Genomic DNA, 19,330 nt, shown 5'->3' on the forward strand with positions numbered 1-19,330 from the left:
CGAATGACCACCACAACCGAACTGATGTCCGCAGCCGAGATCCTCGGCGGCCTGGTGACCGCCATGGCAAGCGGCCGCATCCGCGTGATCGACCTCACGCAGACGCTGACGCCCGAGTTCCCGCAGATCGCGCTGCCGCCCGAAATGGGCCAGTGCTGGCCCTTCCGCATCGAGGAGGTGTCGAAGTACGACGAGCGCGGCCCGGGCTGGTACTGGAACAACTTCTCCTGCGGCGAGCACACCGGCACGCACTTCGACGCGCCGATCCACTGGATCTCGGGACGCGACCTGCCGAACAACTCGGTGGACACCATTCCCGTGCAGCACTTCGTGGCGCCGGCCTGCGTGATCGACTGCTCGCCGCAGGTGAAGGACGACCCCGACTACCTGTTGACCCTGGAAGACATCGAGGCCTACGAGGCAGCGCATGGCCGCATCCCGAAGGGTGCGTGGGTGCTGATGCGCACCGACTGGTCCAAGCGCACCGACCCCGAGGCCTATCAGAACTTCGACGAGACCGGCCAGCACACGCCTGGACCGAGCACGGCGGCCGTGCGCTTCCTCGTCGAGCAGCGCGACGTGCTGGGCTTCGGCTCCGAAGCCATCGGCACCGACGCGGGGCAGGGCTATCACCTGCGTCCGCCGTACCCGTGCCACTACTACATGCACGGTGCGGGCCGCTACGGGCTGCAGTGCCTGAGCAACCTCGACCTGCTGCCGCCGTCCGGCGCGGTGCTGATCTGCCCGCCGCTGAAGATCGAGAAGGGCAGCGGCAGTCCGCTGCGCGTGCTGGCGCTGGTGGGAGCATCGGCATGAGCGGCACCGCACCCAAGGTCGCGGCCGTCACCGGCGGCAGCGCAGGCATCGGCAAGGCCATCTGCGAAGACCTGCTCGCGCAGGGCTACGAGGTGGTGTCGCTCGCTCGCCGCAAGGCGGAGATCGACCACCCGAAGCTGCACAGCATCGAAGTCGATCTGAGCGACCGCGCCGCCACCGGCGAGGCGGTGCGCGAACTGGTCGGGCGCTTCTCGCCCACCACCATCGTGCACAACGCGGGCGTGATCCGCGCCGCGCTGCTGCCCGAGGTGAAGCTCGACGACCTCGACGCGCTGGTCGACCTGCACCTGGGCTGTGCGATCCAGCTCGTGCAAGGTGCATTGCCCGCGATGCGCGCGCAGCGCTTCGGCCGCGTGGTGCTGCTGTCTTCGCGCGCCGCGCTGGGGCTGGCCACGCGCACCAGCTATTCGGCCACCAAAGCCGGCATGCTGGGCATGGCGCGCACCTGGGCGCTGGAACTTGCGGCCGACGGCATCACGGTGAACGTGGTGGCGCCGGGACCCATTCGCACCGACATGTTCTATGACGTGGTCGAGGCCGGCAGCGAGAAGGAGCGCGCACTCGCCGCCTCGGTGCCCGTCAAGCGCCTGGGCGAGTCGGCCGACGTGGCACGGGCCGTGCGTTTCTTCGCGGACGCCGACAACAGTTTCGTCACCGGTCAGGTGCTGTACGTGTGCGGCGGCACCAGCGTCGGCAGCCTGGCCCTCTGACCCGGATCCATCTTTTCGCGTTCTCGTCACCCAAAAAAACCACCTCTGGAGCACCGCCATGAAAGTACTGAACCGAATTCGCACATTCGCGGCCATCGCCGCGGGCCTCGGCGCGCTGAGCGCCGCGAGCGCGTGGGCCGCCGACCTCAAGGTCGGCTTCATCACGTCGCTGTCCGGCCCGGTGTCGTCGCTGGGCATTCCGTACGACAAGGGCATGAAGGCGGCCCAGGCCTACAAGTCGGAAGTCGGCGGCCGCAAGGTACAGGTGATCGCGCTGGACGACGCCTCCGATCCGTCCACGGCGGCGCGCAACGCGCGCAAGCTGATCGAGGAGGACAAGGTCGACGTCATCATCGGCACGGCCGGTGCGCCGGGTTCGCTGGCCATCGCCGGCGTGGCGCGCGAGACGAAGACGCCGCTGATATCCATCGCCAACGCCGACCTGCCGGGCGAGGAGGGCGCGTGGATGGTGACGCTGCCGCAGCCCGCGCCGTTGATGATGGGGGCGATGGTCGAGAAGATGAAGCAGTCGGGCGTGAAGACGGTGGCCTACATCGGCTACTCCGACGCGTGGGGCGACCTGGTGTACGACGCGCTCATGAAGTCGGCGCCCGCCGCCGGCATCAAGGTGGTGTCGAACGAGCGCTATGCGCGTGCCGATTCGTCGGTGGCCGGCCAGGTGCTGAAGATCGTGGCGCTGCGCCCCGACGCGGTGATCACCGGCGCATCCGGCACGCCCGGCGCGCTGCCCTACCTGGCGCTGCAGGAGCGCGGCTACAAGGGAAAGATCTACGGCATGCACTCGCTGATCAACCCCGACTTCATCCGCGTCGGCGGTGCGTCGGTGGAAGGGCTGCTGGCACCCACTGGCCCGGTGGTGGTGGCCGAGCAACTGCCCGACGCCAACCCGATGAAGAAGATCGCGATGGACTTCCGCGCCGCCTTCCAGAAGGCCAACGGCGCGCCGCCCACCGACACCTTCTCGGCCTACAGCTTCGATGCGTGGCTGATCTATCTCGACGCCGCGCAGCGCGCGTTGGCCGGCAAGGCCGAGCCCGGCACGCCGCAGTTCCGCCTCGCGCTGCGCGACGCCATCGTGAGCACCAAGGAGCTGGTGGGCACGCACAGCGTCTACAACTTCAAGCCGACCGACCGCTACGGCTCTGACGACCGCTCGCGCGTCGTCGTGAGGCTCGACAAGGGCCAATGGAAGCTGGTTCCCTGAAACCCCCGACGTGAAATCGCCAATGAAAAAGATCGCCCGCATCCTCGCCACCACGGCCGTCGCGCTGGCCGCAGCGCAGGCCATGGCCGCCGACCTGAAGATCGGCTTCATCAGTTCGCTCTCGGGCCCCGTGGCCGCGCTGGGCGTGCCCTACGAGAAGGGCATCCGCGCCGCCATCGCCGAGCACCCCGAGATCGCCGGGCGCAAGGTGCAGCTCATCGTGCTCGACGATGCCTCCGACCCCACCACCGCAGGCCGCAACGCGCGCAAGCTGGTGACCGAGGACAAGGTCGACGTGCTGATCGGCACCTCGGGCGTGCCGGGCGCGATGGCCATCGCCTCGGTGGCGCGCGAGCTCAACACGCCGCTGATCTCGCCCACGCCGGTGACCATTCCGGGGCCCGAGGGCGCGTGGACGGTGACGGTGTCGCAGCCCTTCCCGCTGATGGTGGCGGGCGTGGTCGATCGCATGAAGAAGTCGGGCGTGAAGACGGTGGCCTTCATCGGCTTTTCCGACGCTTTGGGCGACCTGGCCTACGACTCGCTGATGAAGAGCGCCGATGCCGCCGGCATCAAGGTGGTGGCGAACGAGCGCTATGCGCGCAGCGATTCGTCGGTGGCCGGGCAGGTGCTGAAGATCGTCGCGGCGCGGCCCGACGCGGTGTTCGCGGGCAACTCGGGCACGCCCGGCGCGCTGCCCTACATCGCGCTGGCCGAGCGCGGCTACAAGGGCAGGATCTACGGCACGCACGGCCTCATCAACGCCGACTTCGTGCGCGTGGGCGGCGCCTCCATCGAGGGCCTGCAGGTGCCCAGCGGCCCGGTGCTGGTGGCCGACCAGCTGCCCGACGCCAACCCGATCAAGAAGGTGTCGATGGGCTTTCGCAATGCCTACCAGAAGCTCAACGGCGCGGTGCCGACCGATGCCTTCTCGTCGTACACCTACGACGCGTATCTGCTGCTGGCCGACGCGGCCTCGCGCACCAAGGGCGAGCCGGGCACGCCGGCCTACCGCACGGCGTTGCGCGACGCCATCGTGAGCACCAAGGAGCTGGTGGGCACGCATGGCGTCTACACCTTCAAGCCCGACGATCGCTATGGCTCCGACCAGCGCGGCGTGGTCATCGTGCAGATGACCAAGGGCCAGTGGAAGCTGGTCCCCTAGCGCCCGCCACGCCACCGAGCGCATTGCCATGACCACCTACCGAAACCGCCCCGATCTCGTCGCGGCGCTGGTTCAGGACGACCGGGTGCACCGCGACCTGTACCTGAGCGACGAGCTTTTCGCGCTGGAGCAGGAGCACCTGTTCGCCGGCACCTGGGTCTTCCTGGGCCATGCGAGCCAGGTGCCGCAGGCCGGTGACTTCGTGACGCAGGAGATCGCCGGCCGGCCCCTGCTCATGGTGCGCCAGCCCGACGGCGATGTGCATGTGCTCTACAACCGCTGCGCCCACAAGGGCACGCAGCTGGTGACGGACGAGTGCGGCAACACCGGCCGCTTCTTCCGCTGCCCGTACCACGCCTGGACCTACAAGCTCGACGGGGCGCCGCTCGGGCTGCCGCTGAAGAACGGCTACGAGGGCACGCAGCTCAAGGCCTGCGAGTCGGGGCAAGGGCTCTCGGTGGTGAAGAACGTGAAGGTGTACCGCGACTTCGTGTTCGTGCGCCTTTCCGACACCGGCCCTTCGTTCGACGAGTACTTCGGCGAGGTGCTGGGCGCCATCGACAACATGGTCGACCGCTCGCCCGAAGGCAAGCTGGCCGTTGGCGGCGGCGTGCTGCGCAACATCGTCCACTGCAACTGGAAGATGTACCTGGAGAACATCAACGACACGGTGCATCCGATGTCCACGCACGAATCTGCCACCAAGGCGGCAGAGGCGCTGTGGGAGGGCCATGCGCCAACGGATCCCAAGCCGATGGCGATGGAGCAGATCCTGCCTTTCGGCTCGGGCTACGAGTTCTTCGACAGGATGGGCGGGCGCGTGTTCGCCAACGGCCACAGCGTGCTGGGGGTGAACTTCAGCATCCACTCCAACTACGCGCAGCTGCCCGAGTACGAGGCCGCCATGCGCGCTGCGCACGGCGAGGAGCGCGCGGCCGAGATCCTGCAGCGCTCGCCGCAGAACTCCGTCTTCTTTCCGAGCCTGTCGGTCAAGGGCTCGCCGCTGGCCATCCGCGTGATCCGTCCGCTGGCGGCAGACCGCACGCTGATCGAGGCCTGGAGCTTCAGCGCGGCAGGCGCGCCTGCGCTGCTCTTCGAGCGCGCCATGAGCTACAACCGGCTGGTGTTCTCGCCGATGTCGGTGGTCGCGCACGACGACGTGCACCTGTTCGAGAGCATCCAGCAGGGCCTGCGCGCGGGCGGCAACGAATGGGTGAGCCTGCATCGCAACTTCTATCCGGCCGAGAAGCAGCAGGCCACGATCACCACCAACGGCACCAACGAGCTGCTGATGCGCAACCAGTTCCGCGCCTGGGCGAAGGCCATGGCGGCGGGCATGGAGGCCACGGCATGACGGACCCGCGCGATTTCGCCGCCCAGGAGGCGGCGCTGCTCGACGAGCGCCGCTTCGACGACTGGCTGGCCCTGTTCGCGGAAGACGGCCACTACTGGGTGCCGCTGCTCGGCGCGGCGCAGGCCGACCCCTTCTCGCACAACTCGCTGGCCTACGAAGACCGCCTGCTGCTGCAGCTTCGCGTGGAGCGGTTGAAGAACCCGCGCGCGCATTCGCAGCATCCCGCGAGCCACAGCCAGCATGTGCTGCAGCCCTCGCGAATCGAACGCGAGGATGGCGATGAAGCCTGGCTGCGCACGCCGTTCCTCTACGTCGAGGCGCGCGGCGAGGGGCAGATATTGCTGAGCGGCACCGCCCGCCACCACCTCGTGCGCACTCCTGAGGGCTGGCGAATCCGCGAGAAGCGCGTCGACCTGCTCAACGCCCCGCGCGCGTTGCCCGCCATCCAGTTGTTCATCTGATCCATCCGAGTTACCCGTTGTCCATTCCAACCATCCTCACCGGAGCTACGACATGAAGAGCCTGATGCAGACATTGACGCGCGGCGCCCTTGCCGCCGCGCTGACCGCCTGTGGCGTTGCCAGCGCATTCGCGGCCGACCTCAAGGTCGGACTGAGCGTGTCGCTGTCGGGGCCGAACTCCTCGCTGGGCGTGCCCTACGCCAAGGGCATGCAGGCCGCGCTGGCCTACAAGCCCGAAGTCAATGGCCGCAAGATCCAGCTGGTCGTGCTCGACGACGGCTCCGACCCGACCACGGCCGGGCGCAACGCGCGCAAGCTGATCGAGGAGGAGAAGGTGGACGTGCTCATGGGCACCTCGGGCGTGCCCGCGGCAATAGCGATGGCGCAGGTCGGCAAGGAGGCAAAGACGCCGATGATCGGCCTCACGCCGATCCTGCTCGACCCCAACGAGAACCCGTGGGTGATGACCGTGGCCCAGCCCACGCAGCTGATGATCGACGCGGTGGTCGAGCGCATGAAGCGCAACAACGTGAAGACCGTGGGCTACATCGGCTTCTCCGATGCCTGGGGCGACCTGGTGTACGAGGCACTGATGAAGGCCGCGCCCGCCGCAGGCATCAAGGTGGTGAGCAACGAGCGCTATGCGCGCTCCGACGCCTCGGTGACCGGACAGGTGCTGAAGATCGTGGCGCTGCGCCCCGACGCGGTGATGACCGGCGGCGCCGGCACGCCGGGCGCGCTGCCTTTCCTGGCGCTGCAGGAGCGCGGCTTCAAGGGCGGCGTGTACGGCCAGCACGGCCTCATCAACCCCGACTTCGTGCGCGTGGTCGGTGCGGCCGGCCAGAACGCGCTGATGCCCACCGGCCCCGTGATCGTGGCCGAGCAGCTGCCTGCCGACTACCCGACGAAGAAGATCGCGACCGACTTCCGCGCCGTGTTCCAGAAGGTCAACAACGCGCCGACCAGCGATGCCTTCTCGGCCTATTCCTTCGACGGCTGGCTGGTGTTCGCCGACGCCGCCTCGCGCGCGATGAAGAAGGCGGAGCCGGGCACGCCCGAGTTCCGCGTGGCGCTTCGCGACGCCATCTTCAGCACCAAGGAGGTTGTGGGCACGCACGGCGTCTATACCTTCAAGCCCGGCAGCCTCTACGGCGTGGATGAGCGCGCCCGGGTGATCGTCAAGCTCGACAACGGCCAATGGAAGCTCGCACCTTGAACCTCTTGTTCCCGACTTTCCGGAGGACCGCGCCATGACGTGGGACGTGGCGCTCATCCTCCTCACCGACGGCCTTGCCAACGGTGCCATCTACCTGCTGGCCGGCCTCGGGCTGGTGCTGATCTTCTCGGTCACGCGGGTTGTGTTCGTGCCTTTCGGTGACATCGCGGCCTTCGCGGCGCTGTCGCTCGCGGCCTTCGAGACCGGCCGCGTGCCGCCGACCATCGGCATGGTCGCGGTGCTTGCGGCGCTGGCCCTGGCCACCGAAGTAGGCAGCCTCGTGCGGCGCGGCGAGACCGCGCGCATTCCGAAGGCGGTGCTGACCTGGGGCGTGCTGCCCGCCATTCCCTGCGCGCTGGCGTGGCTCGCGGCGCGGCCGGGCGTGCCGGTGGCGGTGCACATCGCGGTGGCGGTGCTGCTGGTGGTGCCCATCGCGCCGCTGCTCGCGCGGGTGGTGTTCCAGCCGATCGCCGACGCTTCGGTGCTGGTGCTGCTGATCGTGTCGCTGGCGCTGCACTTCCTGCTGTCGGGCCTGGGCCTGCTGTTCTTCGGGCCCGAGGGTTCGCGCACCACGCCGCTGACCAGCGCCGTGTTCACGCTGGGCGAGGGCTTCACCGTCAGCGGGCAGGTGGTGCTGATGGTGGGGGCGGCCATCGTGCTGAGCGGCCTCTTCTTCCTGGTGTTCGAGCGCACGGTGGCCGGCAAGGCGCTGCGCGCCACGGCGGTCAACCGTGTGGGCGCGCGGCTGGTCGGCATCCGGCCGGTGCGCACCGCGTTGCTGGCGTACGGGTGCGCCTCGCTGCTGGCGGGGCTGATCGGCGTGCTGATCGCGCCGGTGACGACGATGTACTACGACTCGGGCTTCATCATCGGCCTGAAGGCCTTCGTGGCCGCGATCATCGGCGGGCTCGTGAGCTACCCGATGACGGCCGTGGGCGCGCTCGCGGTCGGCGTGGTCGAGAGCTTCGCCTCGTTCTGGAGCGGCGCGCTGAAGGACGTGATCGTGTTCAGCCTGCTGATACCGGTGCTGATGCTGCGCTCCTTCATGGCCGCGCATGCCGAAGAGGAAGAAGACGAGGTGGACGAATGAACGGCAATCGCAAACGCATGGCGTGGATCGCCGGGCTCGTCGTGGTGCTGGCGCTGGTGCCGGTGTTCGCGGGCAGCTTCACCGTCTCGCTGCTCAACGACATCGGCATCGGCGCACTCGTGGCGCTGGGCCTCGTGCTGCTGACGGGCGTGGGCGGCGCCACCTCCTTCGGGCAGGCGGCCTTCGTGGGCATCGCGGCCTACGCGACCGCATGGCTCACCACCACGCAGGGCATGTCGCCCTGGCTGGGGCTGCTGTTCGCGCTGCTGCTCACGGGGCTGTCGGCGCTGGCGATCGGCATGCTGACGCTGCGGCTGGGCGGGCACTTCCTGCCGCTGAGCACCATCGCCTGGGGGCTCTCCATCGCGATGCTGTTCGGCAATGTCGATGCGCTGGGGCGGCACACGGGCCTGTCGAATATTCCGCCGCTGCAGATCGCAGGCTGGTCGCTGGCCGATCCGCGCGCGATGTATTGCCTGATCTGGACGGTGGTCGGGCTGGCCTGCCTGTTCAGCCACAACCTGCTGCAGTCGCGGCCGGGGCGCGCGATTCGCGGGCTGCGCGGCGGCGCGACACTGCTGGCGAGCGTGGGGGCCGATGCGTACCGCGTGCGGCTTTCGCTGTTCGTCACCGCAGCCCTGCTCGCGGGGCTGGCGGGCTGGCTCTACGCGCACATGAACCGCTTCGTGAGCCCGTCGCCCTTCGACGTGCGCGCCAGCATCGAGTACCTGCTGATGGCGGTGGCCGGCGGGCTCGGCCAGCTGGGTGGCGCGCTGGTGGGCGCCGCGCTGGTGCTGGTGCTGAAGAACGGCCTGCAGGACGTGCTGCCGATGCTCACGCAGCGCGCGGGCCAGCTGGAGGCGGTGGCCTTCGCGGCGCTTTTCATCCTGCTGCTGCACTTCGCGCGCGGCGGCGTGATGGGGCTGCTGCGCCGCTGGACGCGACGCCGCGCCGGCGCGCGCGGGCCTTCGCGCCACGAGGGGCCGGCGGTCGAGCCGCTGCCGCACCGCACGCTGCCCGCGCGCGGCTCGCCGGTGCTGTCGGTGAACGGCGCGGTCAAGCGCTTCGGCGGGCTGGTGGCGGTGAACGACGTGAGCTTCGACGTGAAGGCCGGCGAGATCGTCGGGCTGATCGGGCCCAACGGCGCGGGCAAGTCGACCATGTTCAACCTGCTGACCTGTACGCTGCCGATGAGCTCGGGCCAGGTGCGCTTCCTGGAGCACGACATCGCCGGCATGCCGCAGCGCGAGGTGGCGCGGCTGGGGCTGGCGCGCACCTTCCAGCACGTGAAGCTGCGCCCGCACATGAGCCTGCTCGACAACGTGGCGCTGGGCGCGCATTCGCGCACGCGCTCGGGCATCCTGAAGGCCGGCCTGCGGCTCGACCGCACGGAGGAGGCGCAGATCCTTCAGGAAGCGCAGCGCCAGCTCGACCGCATCGGCCTGGGCGACCGCGCGCACGAGCAGGCGGGCAGCCTGCCGCTGGGCACGCAGCGCATCCTGGAGATCGCCCGCGCGTTGGCCGCCGACCCGGTGCTGCTGGTGCTCGACGAGCCGGCCGCCGGCCTGCGCCGCAAGGAGAAGATGGCGCTCGGCGACCTGCTGCGCAAGCTGCGCGAGGAGGGCGTGACCATCCTCATCGTGGAACATGACATGGACTTCGTGATGAAACTGGTGGACAGGCTGGTGGTGATGAACTTCGGCTCCAAGCTCGTGGAGGGCGTGCCGTCGGCGGTGCGCGCGGACGAGCGCGTGCAGGCGGCTTATCTGGGGAGCGTCGTATGAGCGCCGCACGGCCGCCCGAAGGCGCGGGCCCCCTTCAGGGGGTGCGCGAAGTACACGAAGTGACGAGCCTGGGGGTGTGGGTATGACCGCGATGCTGGAGATCGGCGATCTGCACGTGTCCTACGGACAGGTCGAGGCGGTGCGCGGCGTGTCGCTCGACCTGCAGCCGGGCCAGATCATCTCGGTGATCGGTCCCAACGGCGCGGGCAAGACCACGCTGCTGGCGGCCGCCATGGGCCTGCTGCCATGCAAGGGCACGCTGCGCTTCGAGGGCGAAGACCTGCAGGGGCTCGACGTGGAAGCGCGCGTGGAGCGCGGCCTGTGCCTCGTGCCCGAGAAGCGAGAGCTCTTCGGCGAGCTGACCGTGCTCGACAACCTGCAGCTCGGCGCCTATGCCAAGCGCCTGCGCGGCGACGCGATGAAGAAGCGGCTGCAGTCGGTGTACGACCGCTTTCCGCGGCTGGCCGAGCGCCGCTCGCAGCGCGCCGACACGCTCTCGGGCGGCGAACGCCAGATGCTGGCCGTGGGGCGCGCGCTGATGTCGGCGCCCCGGCTGCTGATGCTCGACGAGCCCAGCCTGGGCCTGGCGCCGCTGATCGTGCGCGACATCCTGGCCATCGTGCGCAAGCTGCGGGAGGACGGCGTGTCGATCCTGCTTGTGGAGCAGAACGCGCGCGCCGCGCTCGAAAGCTCCGACCACGGCTATGTGCTGGAGACGGGCGAGATCGCGCTCTCTGGCGCCTCGGCCGAACTGGCGAGCGACTCGCGGGTGCAGGCGACCTACCTCGGCGGAGGCACGCACGATGACGACTGAGCCCCGCGCCGTGCCGCCCGCGCAGCGCACGCTGCCGGCGATGCTGCAGCGGCAGGCCGGACTGTTCGGCTCGCGCGCGCTGCTGAAGATCGCGGGGAGCGAGTGGACGCACCGCGATGCGGCCCACGTTGCGGCGGCGCGGGCCGGCGCGCTGGCGGCGGCCGGCGTGGTGCGCGGCGATCGCATCGCGGTGATGTGCGGCAACCGCGTCGAGTTTCTCGAAAGCTTCCTGGGAGCGGGATGGCTGGGTGCTTCGACGGTGCCGGTCAATACCGCGTCAATGGGGCCGCAGATCGAGTACTTCCTTGCGAACAGCGAGGCGAAGCTGCTGGTGATCGAAGCGGGCTTCGTGGAGCGGCTCGCGGCGGCGGACCTCGGGCGTACCGCGCTGCGCGAAATCTGGGTCGTCGGCGAGACAGCTTTGGACGCCTGGCGTGCGCCTGCGGGCGTGCGTGTCGTGGCGTATCCCGCGCATGGAGAACCCGTCGAGCCGGCATCCGTGCAGCCCGGCGACGCACTCGCGATCCTCTATACCTCGGGCACGACCGGGCCTGCCAAGGGCGTGGTCTGCCCGCACGCGCAGTACTTTTGGTGGGGCGTGAACAGTGCCGAAGTGCTCGGCGTGGGCGCCGACGACGTGCTGTGCACCACGCTGCCGCTCTTCCACATCAACGCACTCAACACCTTCGCGCAGGCCGCGCTGACGGGCTCGCAAGTGGTGTTCGAGCCGCGCTTCTCGGCATCGGGCTTCTGGCCGACGATGCGCGCGAGCGGGGCGACGGTGGTCTATCTGCTGGGGGCGATGGTGCCGATCCTGCTGGCCCAGCCCGGAGGGGCGGGGGAGCGCGACCACCGCGTGCGCATCGGGCTGGGGCCCGGCGTGCCGGCTGCCGCCGGTGTCGCGTTCAAGGCGCGCACGGGCGTATCGCTGCTGGAAGGCTATGGGTCGACCGAGACCAACTTCGCCATCGCCACGGCGCCCGATTCGCCGCGCGGCGGTGTGATGGGCTGGCTGCGCCCCGGCTTCCAGGCGCGCGTGGCCGACGAGGACGACGTGGCGCTGCCGGCCGGCGAGGCGGGCGAGTTACTGCTTCGCGCGGACGAGCCGTATGCCTTCGCCAGCGGCTACTTCAACATGCCGGAGAAGACGGTCGAGGCCTGGCGCAATCTCTGGTTCCACACCGGCGACCGCGTGGTGCGCGATGCGGACGGGGCCTTCCGTTTTGTCGACCGCATCAAGGACGCGATCCGCCGGCGCGGGGAGAACATTTCCTCGTTCGAGGTCGAGCAAGTGCTGCTGAGCCATCCAGGCGTGGCTTCGTGCGCGGTGTATCCCGTGCGCTCCGAGCTTGCCGAGGACGAGGTGATGGCCGCGCTGGTGGCCCGCGAGGGCGCGGCCATCGACCCCGCCGAGCTCGCGCGCTTCTGCGAAGGCCGGCTGCCGTACTTCGCCGTGCCGCGCTACATCGACGTGCTGAACGACCTTCCCCGCACCGAGAACGGCAAGGTCCAGAAGTTCAAGCTGCGGGAGCGCGGAGTCGGACCGCAGACCTGGGACGGCAAGCCCGCGAAGGCCTGAGGCAATGGCGAACCTTGCGCTGCCTCCTCTTTCCGGACGTGTGGCGTTCGTGACCGGCGCGGGGCAGGGCCTGGGGGCCGCCATCGCGCGGGGATTGAGCGAAGCCGGGGCACGCGTGGTCCTCGCCGACATCGAACTTGCCAGTGCCGAAGCCGTGGCGGCGGAGATCGGCGGGCTCGCGTTGCAGCTCGACGTGCGCGACGAGACGGCGTTTTCCAGCTGCTTCGATGCAGCTGTGGCGCGCCTCGGCGCAGTCGACATCATGGTCAACAACGCGGCGCGCACGCCATCGACCTCGCTGTGGGACATCGCGTCCGAGGAGTGGGACGACGTGCTGGCCATCAACTTGCGCGGCGCCTTCTTCGGCTGCCGCATCGCGGGGCGTCACATGCGCGAGCGCGGCGAGGGGCGCATCGTCAACCTCGGTTCGATGGCTGGGCAGCAGGCCAGCAACGCGACAGGCGTGCACTACGCGGCAAGCAAGGCCGGGATGCTGGCGCTGACTCGGTCGTTCGCGCAGGAACTGGCGCCTCACGGCGTGACGGTGAACGCGCTGGCGCCGGCCGCGATCCGCAGCCCCTCGCTCGATGCCATGGCGCCTGCGCGCCAGCACGCGTTGCAGGCGGGCATTCCGCTCGGCCGCTTCGGGCTGGCCGAGGAGGTGGCTGCGGCCGTGGTCTATCTGGCTTCTCCTGCTGCGGCCTTCATGACCGGCGCGACGCTGGATCTCAACGGCGGCCGTTTCATGCGCTGACAGCCTTGCCGGGCCGCTCGGCTAAAATGGTTCAGAACTAAATCATTCAGGTATGGACTCAAATTCACTGACTGGCCGGCACGCACTCGTCACGGGCGCGGCGCGCGGCATCGGGGCGGAGATCGCCCGCACGCTGGCTGCCGAAGGCGCCACTCTGACCTTGCTGGGACGTGACCGCGAGGCGCTACAGCGGGTGGCGGATTCGCTGGCGGGCAGCAGGCACGGCGTGGTTGCGGCAGACGTGGCGAACCCGGAGGCCGTGCAGGCGGCGTTCGCCGAAGCCCGTGCCGCGCGTGGGCCCGTCACCGCGCTAGTCAACAACGCGGGGGCGGCGGAGAGTGCGCCGTTTCTCAAGACATCGTTCGAACTCTGGCAGCGGATGCTGTCGGTCAACCTCACCGGCAGCTTCCTGTGCGCGCAGGCCGCGCTGCCGGACATGCTCGATGCCGGCTGGGGGCGCATCGTCAACATCGCCAGCACGGCGGGGCAGAAGGGCTATGCCTACGTGGCTGCCTACACCGCGGCCAAGCATGGCGTAGTCGGGCTCACGCGCTCGCTGGCGCTGGAAGTGGCACGCAAGGGCGTCACCGTGAACGCCGTGTGCCCTGGCTACACCGACACCGATATCCTGCGCAACAGCGTCGCCAACGTGGTCGGCAAGACCGGGCGCAGCGAGGCCGATGCGCTTGCGGAGTTCTCCAGCGTGAATCCGCAGAAGCGCATCGTGCAGCCCGCCGAAGTGGCCGACGCCGTGCGCTGGCTGTGCGGCGAGGGCGCCGCGTCGGTCACCGGGCAGTCGATTTCGGTTTCAGGGGGAGAAGTGACATGACACGCAACGACGCGTCGCACGCAGTGCTGAGCGATGCGGAAGAACTGGGCCACGAGGCCCGCGCCGGCCACGACGACCACGCCGTGCTCAAGCTGTGGCTGCGCATGCTGGCCAGCACCACGCAGATCGAGTCCGAGATCCGTCGCCGGCTGCGCGAGCGCTTCGGCATCTCGCTGGCGCGCTTCGACTACATGGCGCAGCTCTATCGCTACAAGGACGGCCTGAAGATGCGCGTGCTGTCGCGCTACCTGATGGTGACCGGCGGCAACGTCACCGGCCTGACGGACGAACTCGAGCGCGAAGGCATGGTCGCCCGCGCCCCCAGCCCCGACGACCGCCGCGCGTGGATCGTGAGCCTCACGCCCACTGGACGCCGTACTTTCGAGACCATGGCGAGCGAGCACGAGCAGTGGATTCTCGAGATGTTCTCGGGCCTCGACATGAAGACCGTCAAGCAGCTGCACACACAGCTCGGCCTGCTGCGCGTGCACGTGATGCGCGGCGAGCCGGCGAGCGAGGAGGGCTGAACATGGCCGAGGACAGCGAGTTCTGCAGACCGCGGCTGATCCGCTTCTCGGACTGCGATCCGGCGGGCATCGTCTTCTATCCGCAGTACTTCGTGATGCTCAACGGCCTCGTCGAAGACTGGGTCAACGAAGGCCTGGGCCTCAGCTACCACGGCCTGGTGGCGCAGCGCCGCATCGGCCTGCCCACGGTGAAGCTCGAGGTCGACTTCCGCGCGGTGAGCCGCATGGGCGACCAGGTGATGCTGGGGCTGGCCGTGGAGCGCCTCGGCTCCCGCTCGATGACCCTGCAGGTGCGCTGCTTCGAGCCGGTGGGCGGCGAGGTGCGCATGCAGATGCAGCAGGTGCTGGTGACCACGTCGCTGGAGACCCATCGGGCCGTTGCCATTCCGGACGACATGCGCGCTGCCATCCTGCGCAACGCGCCCGCGCTGGGCTGAGCCGTCTTCAGGGTGCAGGCTCGTTGCCGCCGGCGTCCTGCGCGCGCTTCTTCAGCCAGCCGCTGAGCTCCTTCTTTCCCTTGGCGTTGGCCGATCGCCATGCCTCGCGCGCCGCTGCGATGAAGCGCTCCTCAGCGGCATCCGGCACTTCGCTGGGCCGGTCTTCCTCGTCGAGCCAGCCCAGCTCGACGCCGCAATGCCTTTCGATCTGCCTCGCCAGGTTGTCGCCGATGGGGCGGGAGCTCTTGATCTGGCTCCACATGCTGGGGGAAATCTCGATCTTCTTCGCGAACGCCTGGTCCAGCCCCTTGGCTGGCAAGCCTGCGGCAACGGCCTCTTCGAGAAAGCGGCGGTGCAGCGCAAGCGCATTGCGGCGGCGCGCGACGGTGATATTGGGCACTGTTCAAAAACAACAACAAGACAAAAAAAGATTGTCCCGGTTGTTGACGCCGCCGTAAACACTATTTACAGTTGCCTTCACTCGCGGCTCCAAGCCGTACCATTTTTCCAACCCCTAACGGCCGACAGCGGCAATTTTTGACTCAGGAACCATCGTGAACACCGCACTGATCCTCACCAGCATTCGTCCCGCATCGGGCCGATCGCTCGTGCGCGTCTGGGCGTGCGGTGGTTTCGACGGCATGCCGTCGGTCCGATCGAACCGGCACCAGAGCCACGTGTATTCCACGAAAGCCGCAGCCGGCTTGCGTTTTGGAAAAACCGAGGATCAGGTGCTACCGGGTGGAGGTTGCGCATAGGCGCACACCTTCCAAGCTCTCTCGTTCAGAGGCCCGGAAACCGCAAGGTTCCGGGCCTTTTTGTTTTGTCGTGCAGTTTTCTGTTTGTCATTTCGGGTGTGCCTTCACCACACCGCCAGAGCCCACCGCGTAGACGGTCTGGCGGGATGTGCAGGAATTGATCACTCCTGTGCAGCGACGTCGTACGGGACAGCGCCAGTGCGTTGTCCGTCGCGTGAGGACACAACCGAAATGGAAAGCGGACAGCCGTTCCAGGCACGACGACATCACCGAACCCGAGCGGGACAGGGCCATGCAGATGGTCCTCCCGCGGAAACCGGCCGCAAAGATTGGGCGGCGCCGGAACTCGTAACCGGACACTTTTTGTTTACCACCCGCGTTAGCTCAATGGATCAGAGCACTTGCCTACGAAGCAAGGGGTTGCACGTTCGAGTCGTGCACGTGGGGCCAGTTTCTTTGTCCTGCTGTCACACAACCGAGGAGTCACCATGCGCAAGCGCAATACCCCGATCCGGATGATCACCGTGCGCCCGGCGCAGCCGCGCGAGCGCACCACGATGCTGGCCTTGGTCCGGCGCTTCGGTTTCATCGCCGGTGCACGCGGCGCGAATCAGGAGGCGCCGGGTCGCGAGCTGCAGTCCGACGGCCTCGATCTCGACCAACGCGTTCGCGCCGTCGGCGAGTGGTGATCGGCCTCTTACCGATCGTCAATTCTTCATGGTGCGCGTAGCTCAATGGCAGAGCCGCGGGTTGTGGTCCCGCTGACGACGGTTCGATTCCGTTCGCGTACCCCATGGCTTCGTTCCTTCATTCATCAACCACGCAACCATCGCCGCGAAAGGAGGCGATTCATGCACCCTCACGTCCTGCAACTCGACATTCAGGGCACGCCGCAAGCCTGGATTTCGCTGGAGCAGGCGGTGTTGCACTACGCGACCGGCTCGGTCGCCTGGGAAGACGGCGACCAGCCGCTGGCCACGCTGCGCGGCGGTTTCAACGTGGCGCGCGGCGTGCAGTCGCGCATCGAGGTCGCGCCGATCATCGCGCTGCGCGGCGCCTCGAAGATCAACCTCTTCGAAGTGATTCCGAGCGTCACCAAGACCAAGCTGCTGCGCCGCGACCGCCACACCTGCGCCTACTGTGCGGGCGTCTTCCACGAGCGCGACCTGCAATGCGAGCACGTGCTGCCCGAATCGCGCGGAGGCCCATGGACCTGGACCAACCTCGTGAGCGCATGCGCCGCCTGCAACAACCGCAAGGCAGCGCGCACGCCGGAGGAGGCGGGCATGCCGCTGGTCTACCTGCCGTATGTGCCGAGCCGCTATGAGAACTTCCTGCTGGAAGGCCGCAACATCCGTGCGGACGTGCACGAATGGCTGGCGAAGCGGCTGCCCAAGGGCTCGCGGCTTCAGTAGGTGCGGGGCTGTGATGAGCTTCCTGTACCGCCGCGCCCATGAAAAAAGCCCGCTGTCCTTCGGACGGCGGGCTTTGGTTCGTGGGGAAGACTGCCTTTCAGCGCCCGATACCGAAGAAGCGGTAAGCGATCACGCCTGCTGCAGCCAGACCGCCGACGATCGCCAGAATGACTTTGGTTGCACGGCCCGTGCCGCGCTTCGAACGGGGCCAGTGATCCGGCCCGATCAGGTCGATGGGGACGGTGGGTTTGCCTATGTCGGACGCCTTTTCCATGGGCGGAAATATAGCTCACGCCCGAAAGCACGGTCCGGGGCGAGGCGCATTCCGTGGCTGTCGTGCGTCGCTGCGGAGGTTGCTGCGAGCCGGGCAAAAAAATACCCGCATGAGCGGGCCGAACGAGCCGTCTGGCTTCGAAGTTGATGTCCCTGTGTCTTTCTTTGTTGTTGCGCTGCGTGACAGCAAGTGCAAGATGCCACGCCAGATGGGCGCCGTTTGCAGCTTTGGGGCAAGCTGCTTGTAGCTGATGGAGTAAATCGTGAAATATTCCCTTATGAACAAGAAAATCATCCTCGAAAGTTTGACGCGTGCGCTGGAGAGCTGGGTTCGCAATGCTTCTGCAGCACAGCTCTGGCAGGTGCATCAGGCTGGCGGCCTCGGTGCGCTGATCGAGGCAGACGACGAGGTCGTGCAGGTGCGCATTCTTCTTGGCGGCGCACGCGATGCGTTGTCGGAGCTTGGCAAGACCGATGGGCGATTGCCTGTCACCGAGGCCTTTCTGGGCACTGCTGCATGGGGAGCACCGCCGGCGCAAGGGAGCCCGGATCGTGAGCAGTGGTTCCTGTCGAGCGAACTGGCGCAGGCGCATGCCCGCCAATACCTGGCGGCGGAAGTGGGCGAGCGACAGGATCTGCTGGAGCGCTGCGTCGACGACTGGATTGCGCGGAAGGGCGCCGCTTCCAGCTCTGGTTCGTGACCGGGCGCGAGCCAGCAAAGAAAAAGCCTCCTCAGGGAAGATCTTGAGGAGGCTTTGACGAAAAAAATAGCGCGAAGACCGCGCTATTTTGGTGTTGGTGGTGGGCCCTGAGTGACTCGAACACTCGACCTACGGATTAAGAGTCCAAGGGCAACCCGAGCAAAATCAACAACTTGCCCTCAGATTTTGTTCCGCAACCAGAAAAATGAGGGGTCTCGAAATCCAGCATCCATGCGGGTGTCTTGGAAATTGCGGAACAAATCCCGCGCCTATTTTGGCTCCTTCTTCGGCGCCGCGATCCGCACCTTCTTGCCGACTTTGTGGCGGATGTACTTCGAGGTCATCGCCTCGGTCGAGTGGCCCAGCAGGGTCTGCGCATCCTTGATGCCCGCCGACTCGTCGGTGTCCGTGGCCGCCTTTGCGCGCAGGTCACGAAACTGGAACGTGGCGATGTCGATTCCTGCGCTCTTCCTGGCTTTGTCGAAGCGCTTGCGCAGCATGGCCGCTGTCATCGGGGCACCGCGCTCGTTCACCAGCAGCGGGGCTGACTGCTTCGGCCTGGCTGCCTTATATGCGCGGATCTCCTCGATCAATTCTTCCAGTGCGTTCTCCACCACGATCCGCAGCTTCGCCTGGGTCTTGCCCTGGCGCACCCGCAGGTACTCGCCGCGGATGTGGTCCTCGCTCATGCCGAGCACATCGGCGGGCCGCTGGCCAGTGATGTGCGCCAGACGCATGGCAAAGCGCAGTGGCTCACAGGCATGCTCGAGCACACGCTTCAGCATGTCGTCATCGACGTAGGCATCCCGAGCCGTCTCGCGGAACCCCTTGATGCCGGCGCACGGGTTCGGCAGCTTCGTGAAGCCGTTCGCCCGGGCATAGTTCCAGATGTGCGAGATCAGAGCCTTCTCGCGGTTGGCGCGCACCTGGCCCCACTTCGCCGGGATCGGCACAATCTTGCGGCCATTCTTAACCCGCTCGGCATTCAGAGCCTCGGCGATCTTCACGGCCTCTTTCACGCGCCAGTGCAGGTACTGGTTGATGTGCTTCGGCTCGATCTTGTCGAGTGGTGCCGGCGGTGTGTTGAAGAACTTCAGGATCCACTCCAACTCCTTCTCGTTGTCCCGGCGAGTCCTGGGTGCCTTCGTCGGCAGGATGTCGCGCCGGTAGGCCTTCGCCACGGCCGCGAGCGTGCCTTCAGTGACGGGCGGCGCATAGGCTGGTTTTGGTTTGGACGCCAGTTCGCCCCAGCGTTTCACGGCCAGGGCGTAATCGGACCCCAGCGGGATTTCCTTTCGGGGCTTGCCACCGGTGTCGAGGTAGTAGTGGATGAGGTTGCCGCGCGGACGCGCGCGCATCCCCCGCGGCAGGTTGGCCCACCGCGATGGCTTACGACCCATG

Annotated in this window: 22 protein-coding genes and 2 tRNA genes; 21 read left to right on the forward strand and 3 right to left on the reverse strand. The window is 67.7% G+C overall.

Annotated features, from left to right (window positions below):
- Positions 1-3: 3 nt before the first annotated feature.
- From EJP67_RS16330 to EJP67_RS16400, 15 genes are all read left to right on the forward strand, one after another.
- Positions 4-816 (forward strand): cyclase family protein, encoded by an 813-nt coding sequence (locus EJP67_RS16330; protein WP_126022767.1) that lies wholly within the window; start codon positions 4-6, stop codon positions 814-816.
- Positions 813-1,547: an SDR family NAD(P)-dependent oxidoreductase gene (locus EJP67_RS16335; RefSeq protein ID WP_126022768.1), complete on the forward strand. Its 735-nt coding sequence runs from the start codon at positions 813-815 to the stop codon at positions 1,545-1,547. Before EJP67_RS16330 ends, EJP67_RS16335 begins: the two co-directional genes overlap by 4 nt.
- 58 nt (positions 1,548-1,605) lie before the next feature.
- Positions 1,606-2,772 carry an ABC transporter substrate-binding protein gene (locus tag EJP67_RS16340; protein WP_126022769.1) on the forward strand — a complete coding sequence of 389 codons (1,167 nt, stop codon included), beginning with the start codon at positions 1,606-1,608 and terminating at the stop codon, positions 2,770-2,772.
- Positions 2,773-2,794: 22 nt separating this feature from the next.
- Positions 2,795-3,937, forward strand: a complete 1,143-nt coding sequence (locus EJP67_RS16345; RefSeq protein ID WP_126022771.1) for an ABC transporter substrate-binding protein — start codon at positions 2,795-2,797, stop codon at positions 3,935-3,937.
- A 28-nt stretch (positions 3,938-3,965) separates the two neighbouring features.
- On the forward strand, positions 3,966-5,291 hold the full coding sequence (locus tag EJP67_RS16350; protein WP_126022773.1) for an aromatic ring-hydroxylating dioxygenase subunit alpha: 1,326 nt from the start codon (positions 3,966-3,968) through the stop codon (positions 5,289-5,291).
- The gene (locus EJP67_RS16355; protein ID WP_126022774.1) at positions 5,288-5,752 is read left to right on the forward strand and encodes an aromatic-ring-hydroxylating dioxygenase subunit beta; all 465 of its coding nucleotides are present in this window, start codon (positions 5,288-5,290) and stop codon (positions 5,750-5,752) included. Before EJP67_RS16350 ends, EJP67_RS16355 begins: the two co-directional genes overlap by 4 nt.
- A 52-nt stretch (positions 5,753-5,804) precedes the next feature.
- Complete coding sequence (locus tag EJP67_RS16360; RefSeq protein ID WP_126022776.1) at positions 5,805-6,968, forward strand: ABC transporter substrate-binding protein; 1,164 nt, start codon at positions 5,805-5,807, stop codon at positions 6,966-6,968.
- Between the two features lie 34 nt (positions 6,969-7,002).
- Positions 7,003-8,058, forward strand: a complete 1,056-nt coding sequence (locus EJP67_RS16365) for a branched-chain amino acid ABC transporter permease (RefSeq protein ID WP_126022778.1) — start codon at positions 7,003-7,005, stop codon at positions 8,056-8,058.
- Entirely contained in the window at positions 8,055-9,842 is a 1,788-nt protein-coding gene (locus tag EJP67_RS16370) for a branched-chain amino acid ABC transporter ATP-binding protein/permease (protein ID WP_126022779.1), read from the forward strand. Before EJP67_RS16365 ends, EJP67_RS16370 begins: the two co-directional genes overlap by 4 nt.
- An 82-nt stretch (positions 9,843-9,924) precedes the next feature.
- Positions 9,925-10,656 (forward strand): ABC transporter ATP-binding protein, encoded by a 732-nt coding sequence (locus tag EJP67_RS16375; RefSeq protein WP_126022780.1) that lies wholly within the window; start codon positions 9,925-9,927, stop codon positions 10,654-10,656.
- Positions 10,646-12,235 carry an ATP-dependent acyl-CoA ligase gene (locus EJP67_RS16380; RefSeq protein ID WP_126022781.1) on the forward strand — a complete coding sequence of 530 codons (1,590 nt, stop codon included), beginning with the start codon at positions 10,646-10,648 and terminating at the stop codon, positions 12,233-12,235. The genes EJP67_RS16375 and EJP67_RS16380 overlap by 11 nt, the downstream gene beginning before the upstream one ends.
- Before the next feature lie 4 nt (positions 12,236-12,239).
- Complete coding sequence (locus tag EJP67_RS16385; protein ID WP_126022782.1) at positions 12,240-12,989, forward strand: SDR family NAD(P)-dependent oxidoreductase; 750 nt, start codon at positions 12,240-12,242, stop codon at positions 12,987-12,989.
- A gap of 52 nt (positions 12,990-13,041) precedes the next feature.
- Positions 13,042-13,818, forward strand: coding sequence for an SDR family NAD(P)-dependent oxidoreductase (locus EJP67_RS16390; RefSeq protein WP_126022783.1), 777 nt, complete (start codon positions 13,042-13,044; stop codon positions 13,816-13,818).
- On the forward strand, positions 13,815-14,345 hold the full coding sequence (locus EJP67_RS16395) for a MarR family winged helix-turn-helix transcriptional regulator (RefSeq protein WP_126022784.1): 531 nt from the start codon (positions 13,815-13,817) through the stop codon (positions 14,343-14,345). The genes EJP67_RS16390 and EJP67_RS16395 overlap by 4 nt, the downstream gene beginning before the upstream one ends.
- A gap of 2 nt (positions 14,346-14,347) precedes the next feature.
- Positions 14,348-14,782 (forward strand): acyl-CoA thioesterase, encoded by a 435-nt coding sequence (locus EJP67_RS16400; protein WP_126022785.1) that lies wholly within the window; start codon positions 14,348-14,350, stop codon positions 14,780-14,782.
- 7 nt (positions 14,783-14,789) lie between these two features.
- Here EJP67_RS16400 and EJP67_RS16405 read toward each other — a convergent pair whose 3' ends face one another.
- A complete protein-coding gene (locus tag EJP67_RS16405; RefSeq protein WP_126022786.1) occupies positions 14,790-15,182 on the reverse strand; it encodes a hypothetical protein in 393 nt (130 codons plus the stop codon).
- Between the two features lie 154 nt (positions 15,183-15,336).
- Here EJP67_RS16405 and EJP67_RS16410 point away from each other — a divergent pair, with 154 nt between their 5' ends.
- From EJP67_RS16410 to EJP67_RS16430, 5 genes are all read left to right on the forward strand, one after another.
- Positions 15,337-15,540, forward strand: coding sequence for a hypothetical protein (locus tag EJP67_RS16410; RefSeq protein WP_126022787.1), 204 nt, complete (start codon positions 15,337-15,339; stop codon positions 15,538-15,540).
- Positions 15,541-15,913: 373 nt separating this feature from the next.
- A tRNA-Arg gene (locus EJP67_RS16415) sits at positions 15,914-15,990 on the forward strand.
- A gap of 38 nt (positions 15,991-16,028) precedes the next feature.
- Positions 16,029-16,229: a short-chain dehydrogenase gene (locus tag EJP67_RS16420; protein ID WP_126022788.1), complete on the forward strand. Its 201-nt coding sequence runs from the start codon at positions 16,029-16,031 to the stop codon at positions 16,227-16,229.
- A gap of 31 nt (positions 16,230-16,260) precedes the next feature.
- A tRNA-His gene (locus EJP67_RS16425) sits at positions 16,261-16,334 on the forward strand.
- A 57-nt stretch (positions 16,335-16,391) separates the two neighbouring features.
- Positions 16,392-16,955 (forward strand): HNH endonuclease, encoded by a 564-nt coding sequence (locus EJP67_RS16430; protein WP_126022789.1) that lies wholly within the window; start codon positions 16,392-16,394, stop codon positions 16,953-16,955.
- A gap of 97 nt (positions 16,956-17,052) precedes the next feature.
- On the opposite strand, the gene EJP67_RS33625 is transcribed toward EJP67_RS16430, so the two are convergent.
- Entirely contained in the window at positions 17,053-17,229 is a 177-nt protein-coding gene (locus EJP67_RS33625) for a hypothetical protein (protein WP_165909637.1), read from the reverse strand.
- Positions 17,230-17,491: 262 nt separating this feature from the next.
- Here EJP67_RS33625 and EJP67_RS16435 point away from each other — a divergent pair, with 262 nt between their 5' ends.
- Positions 17,492-17,929: a hypothetical protein gene (locus EJP67_RS16435; protein WP_240650679.1), complete on the forward strand. Its 438-nt coding sequence runs from the start codon at positions 17,492-17,494 to the stop codon at positions 17,927-17,929.
- Positions 17,930-18,198: 269 nt separating this feature from the next.
- Here the strand turns inward: EJP67_RS16435 and EJP67_RS16440 are convergent, their stop codons facing one another.
- The gene (locus EJP67_RS16440; RefSeq protein ID WP_126022790.1) at positions 18,199-19,329 is read right to left on the reverse strand and encodes a tyrosine-type recombinase/integrase; all 1,131 of its coding nucleotides are present in this window, start codon (positions 19,327-19,329) and stop codon (positions 18,199-18,201) included.
- Position 19,330 lies beyond the last annotated feature (1 nt).

This window comes from Variovorax guangxiensis (genome assembly GCF_003952165.1).
GTDB classification, from domain to species: Bacteria; Pseudomonadota; Gammaproteobacteria; order Burkholderiales; family Burkholderiaceae_C; genus Variovorax; species Variovorax guangxiensis.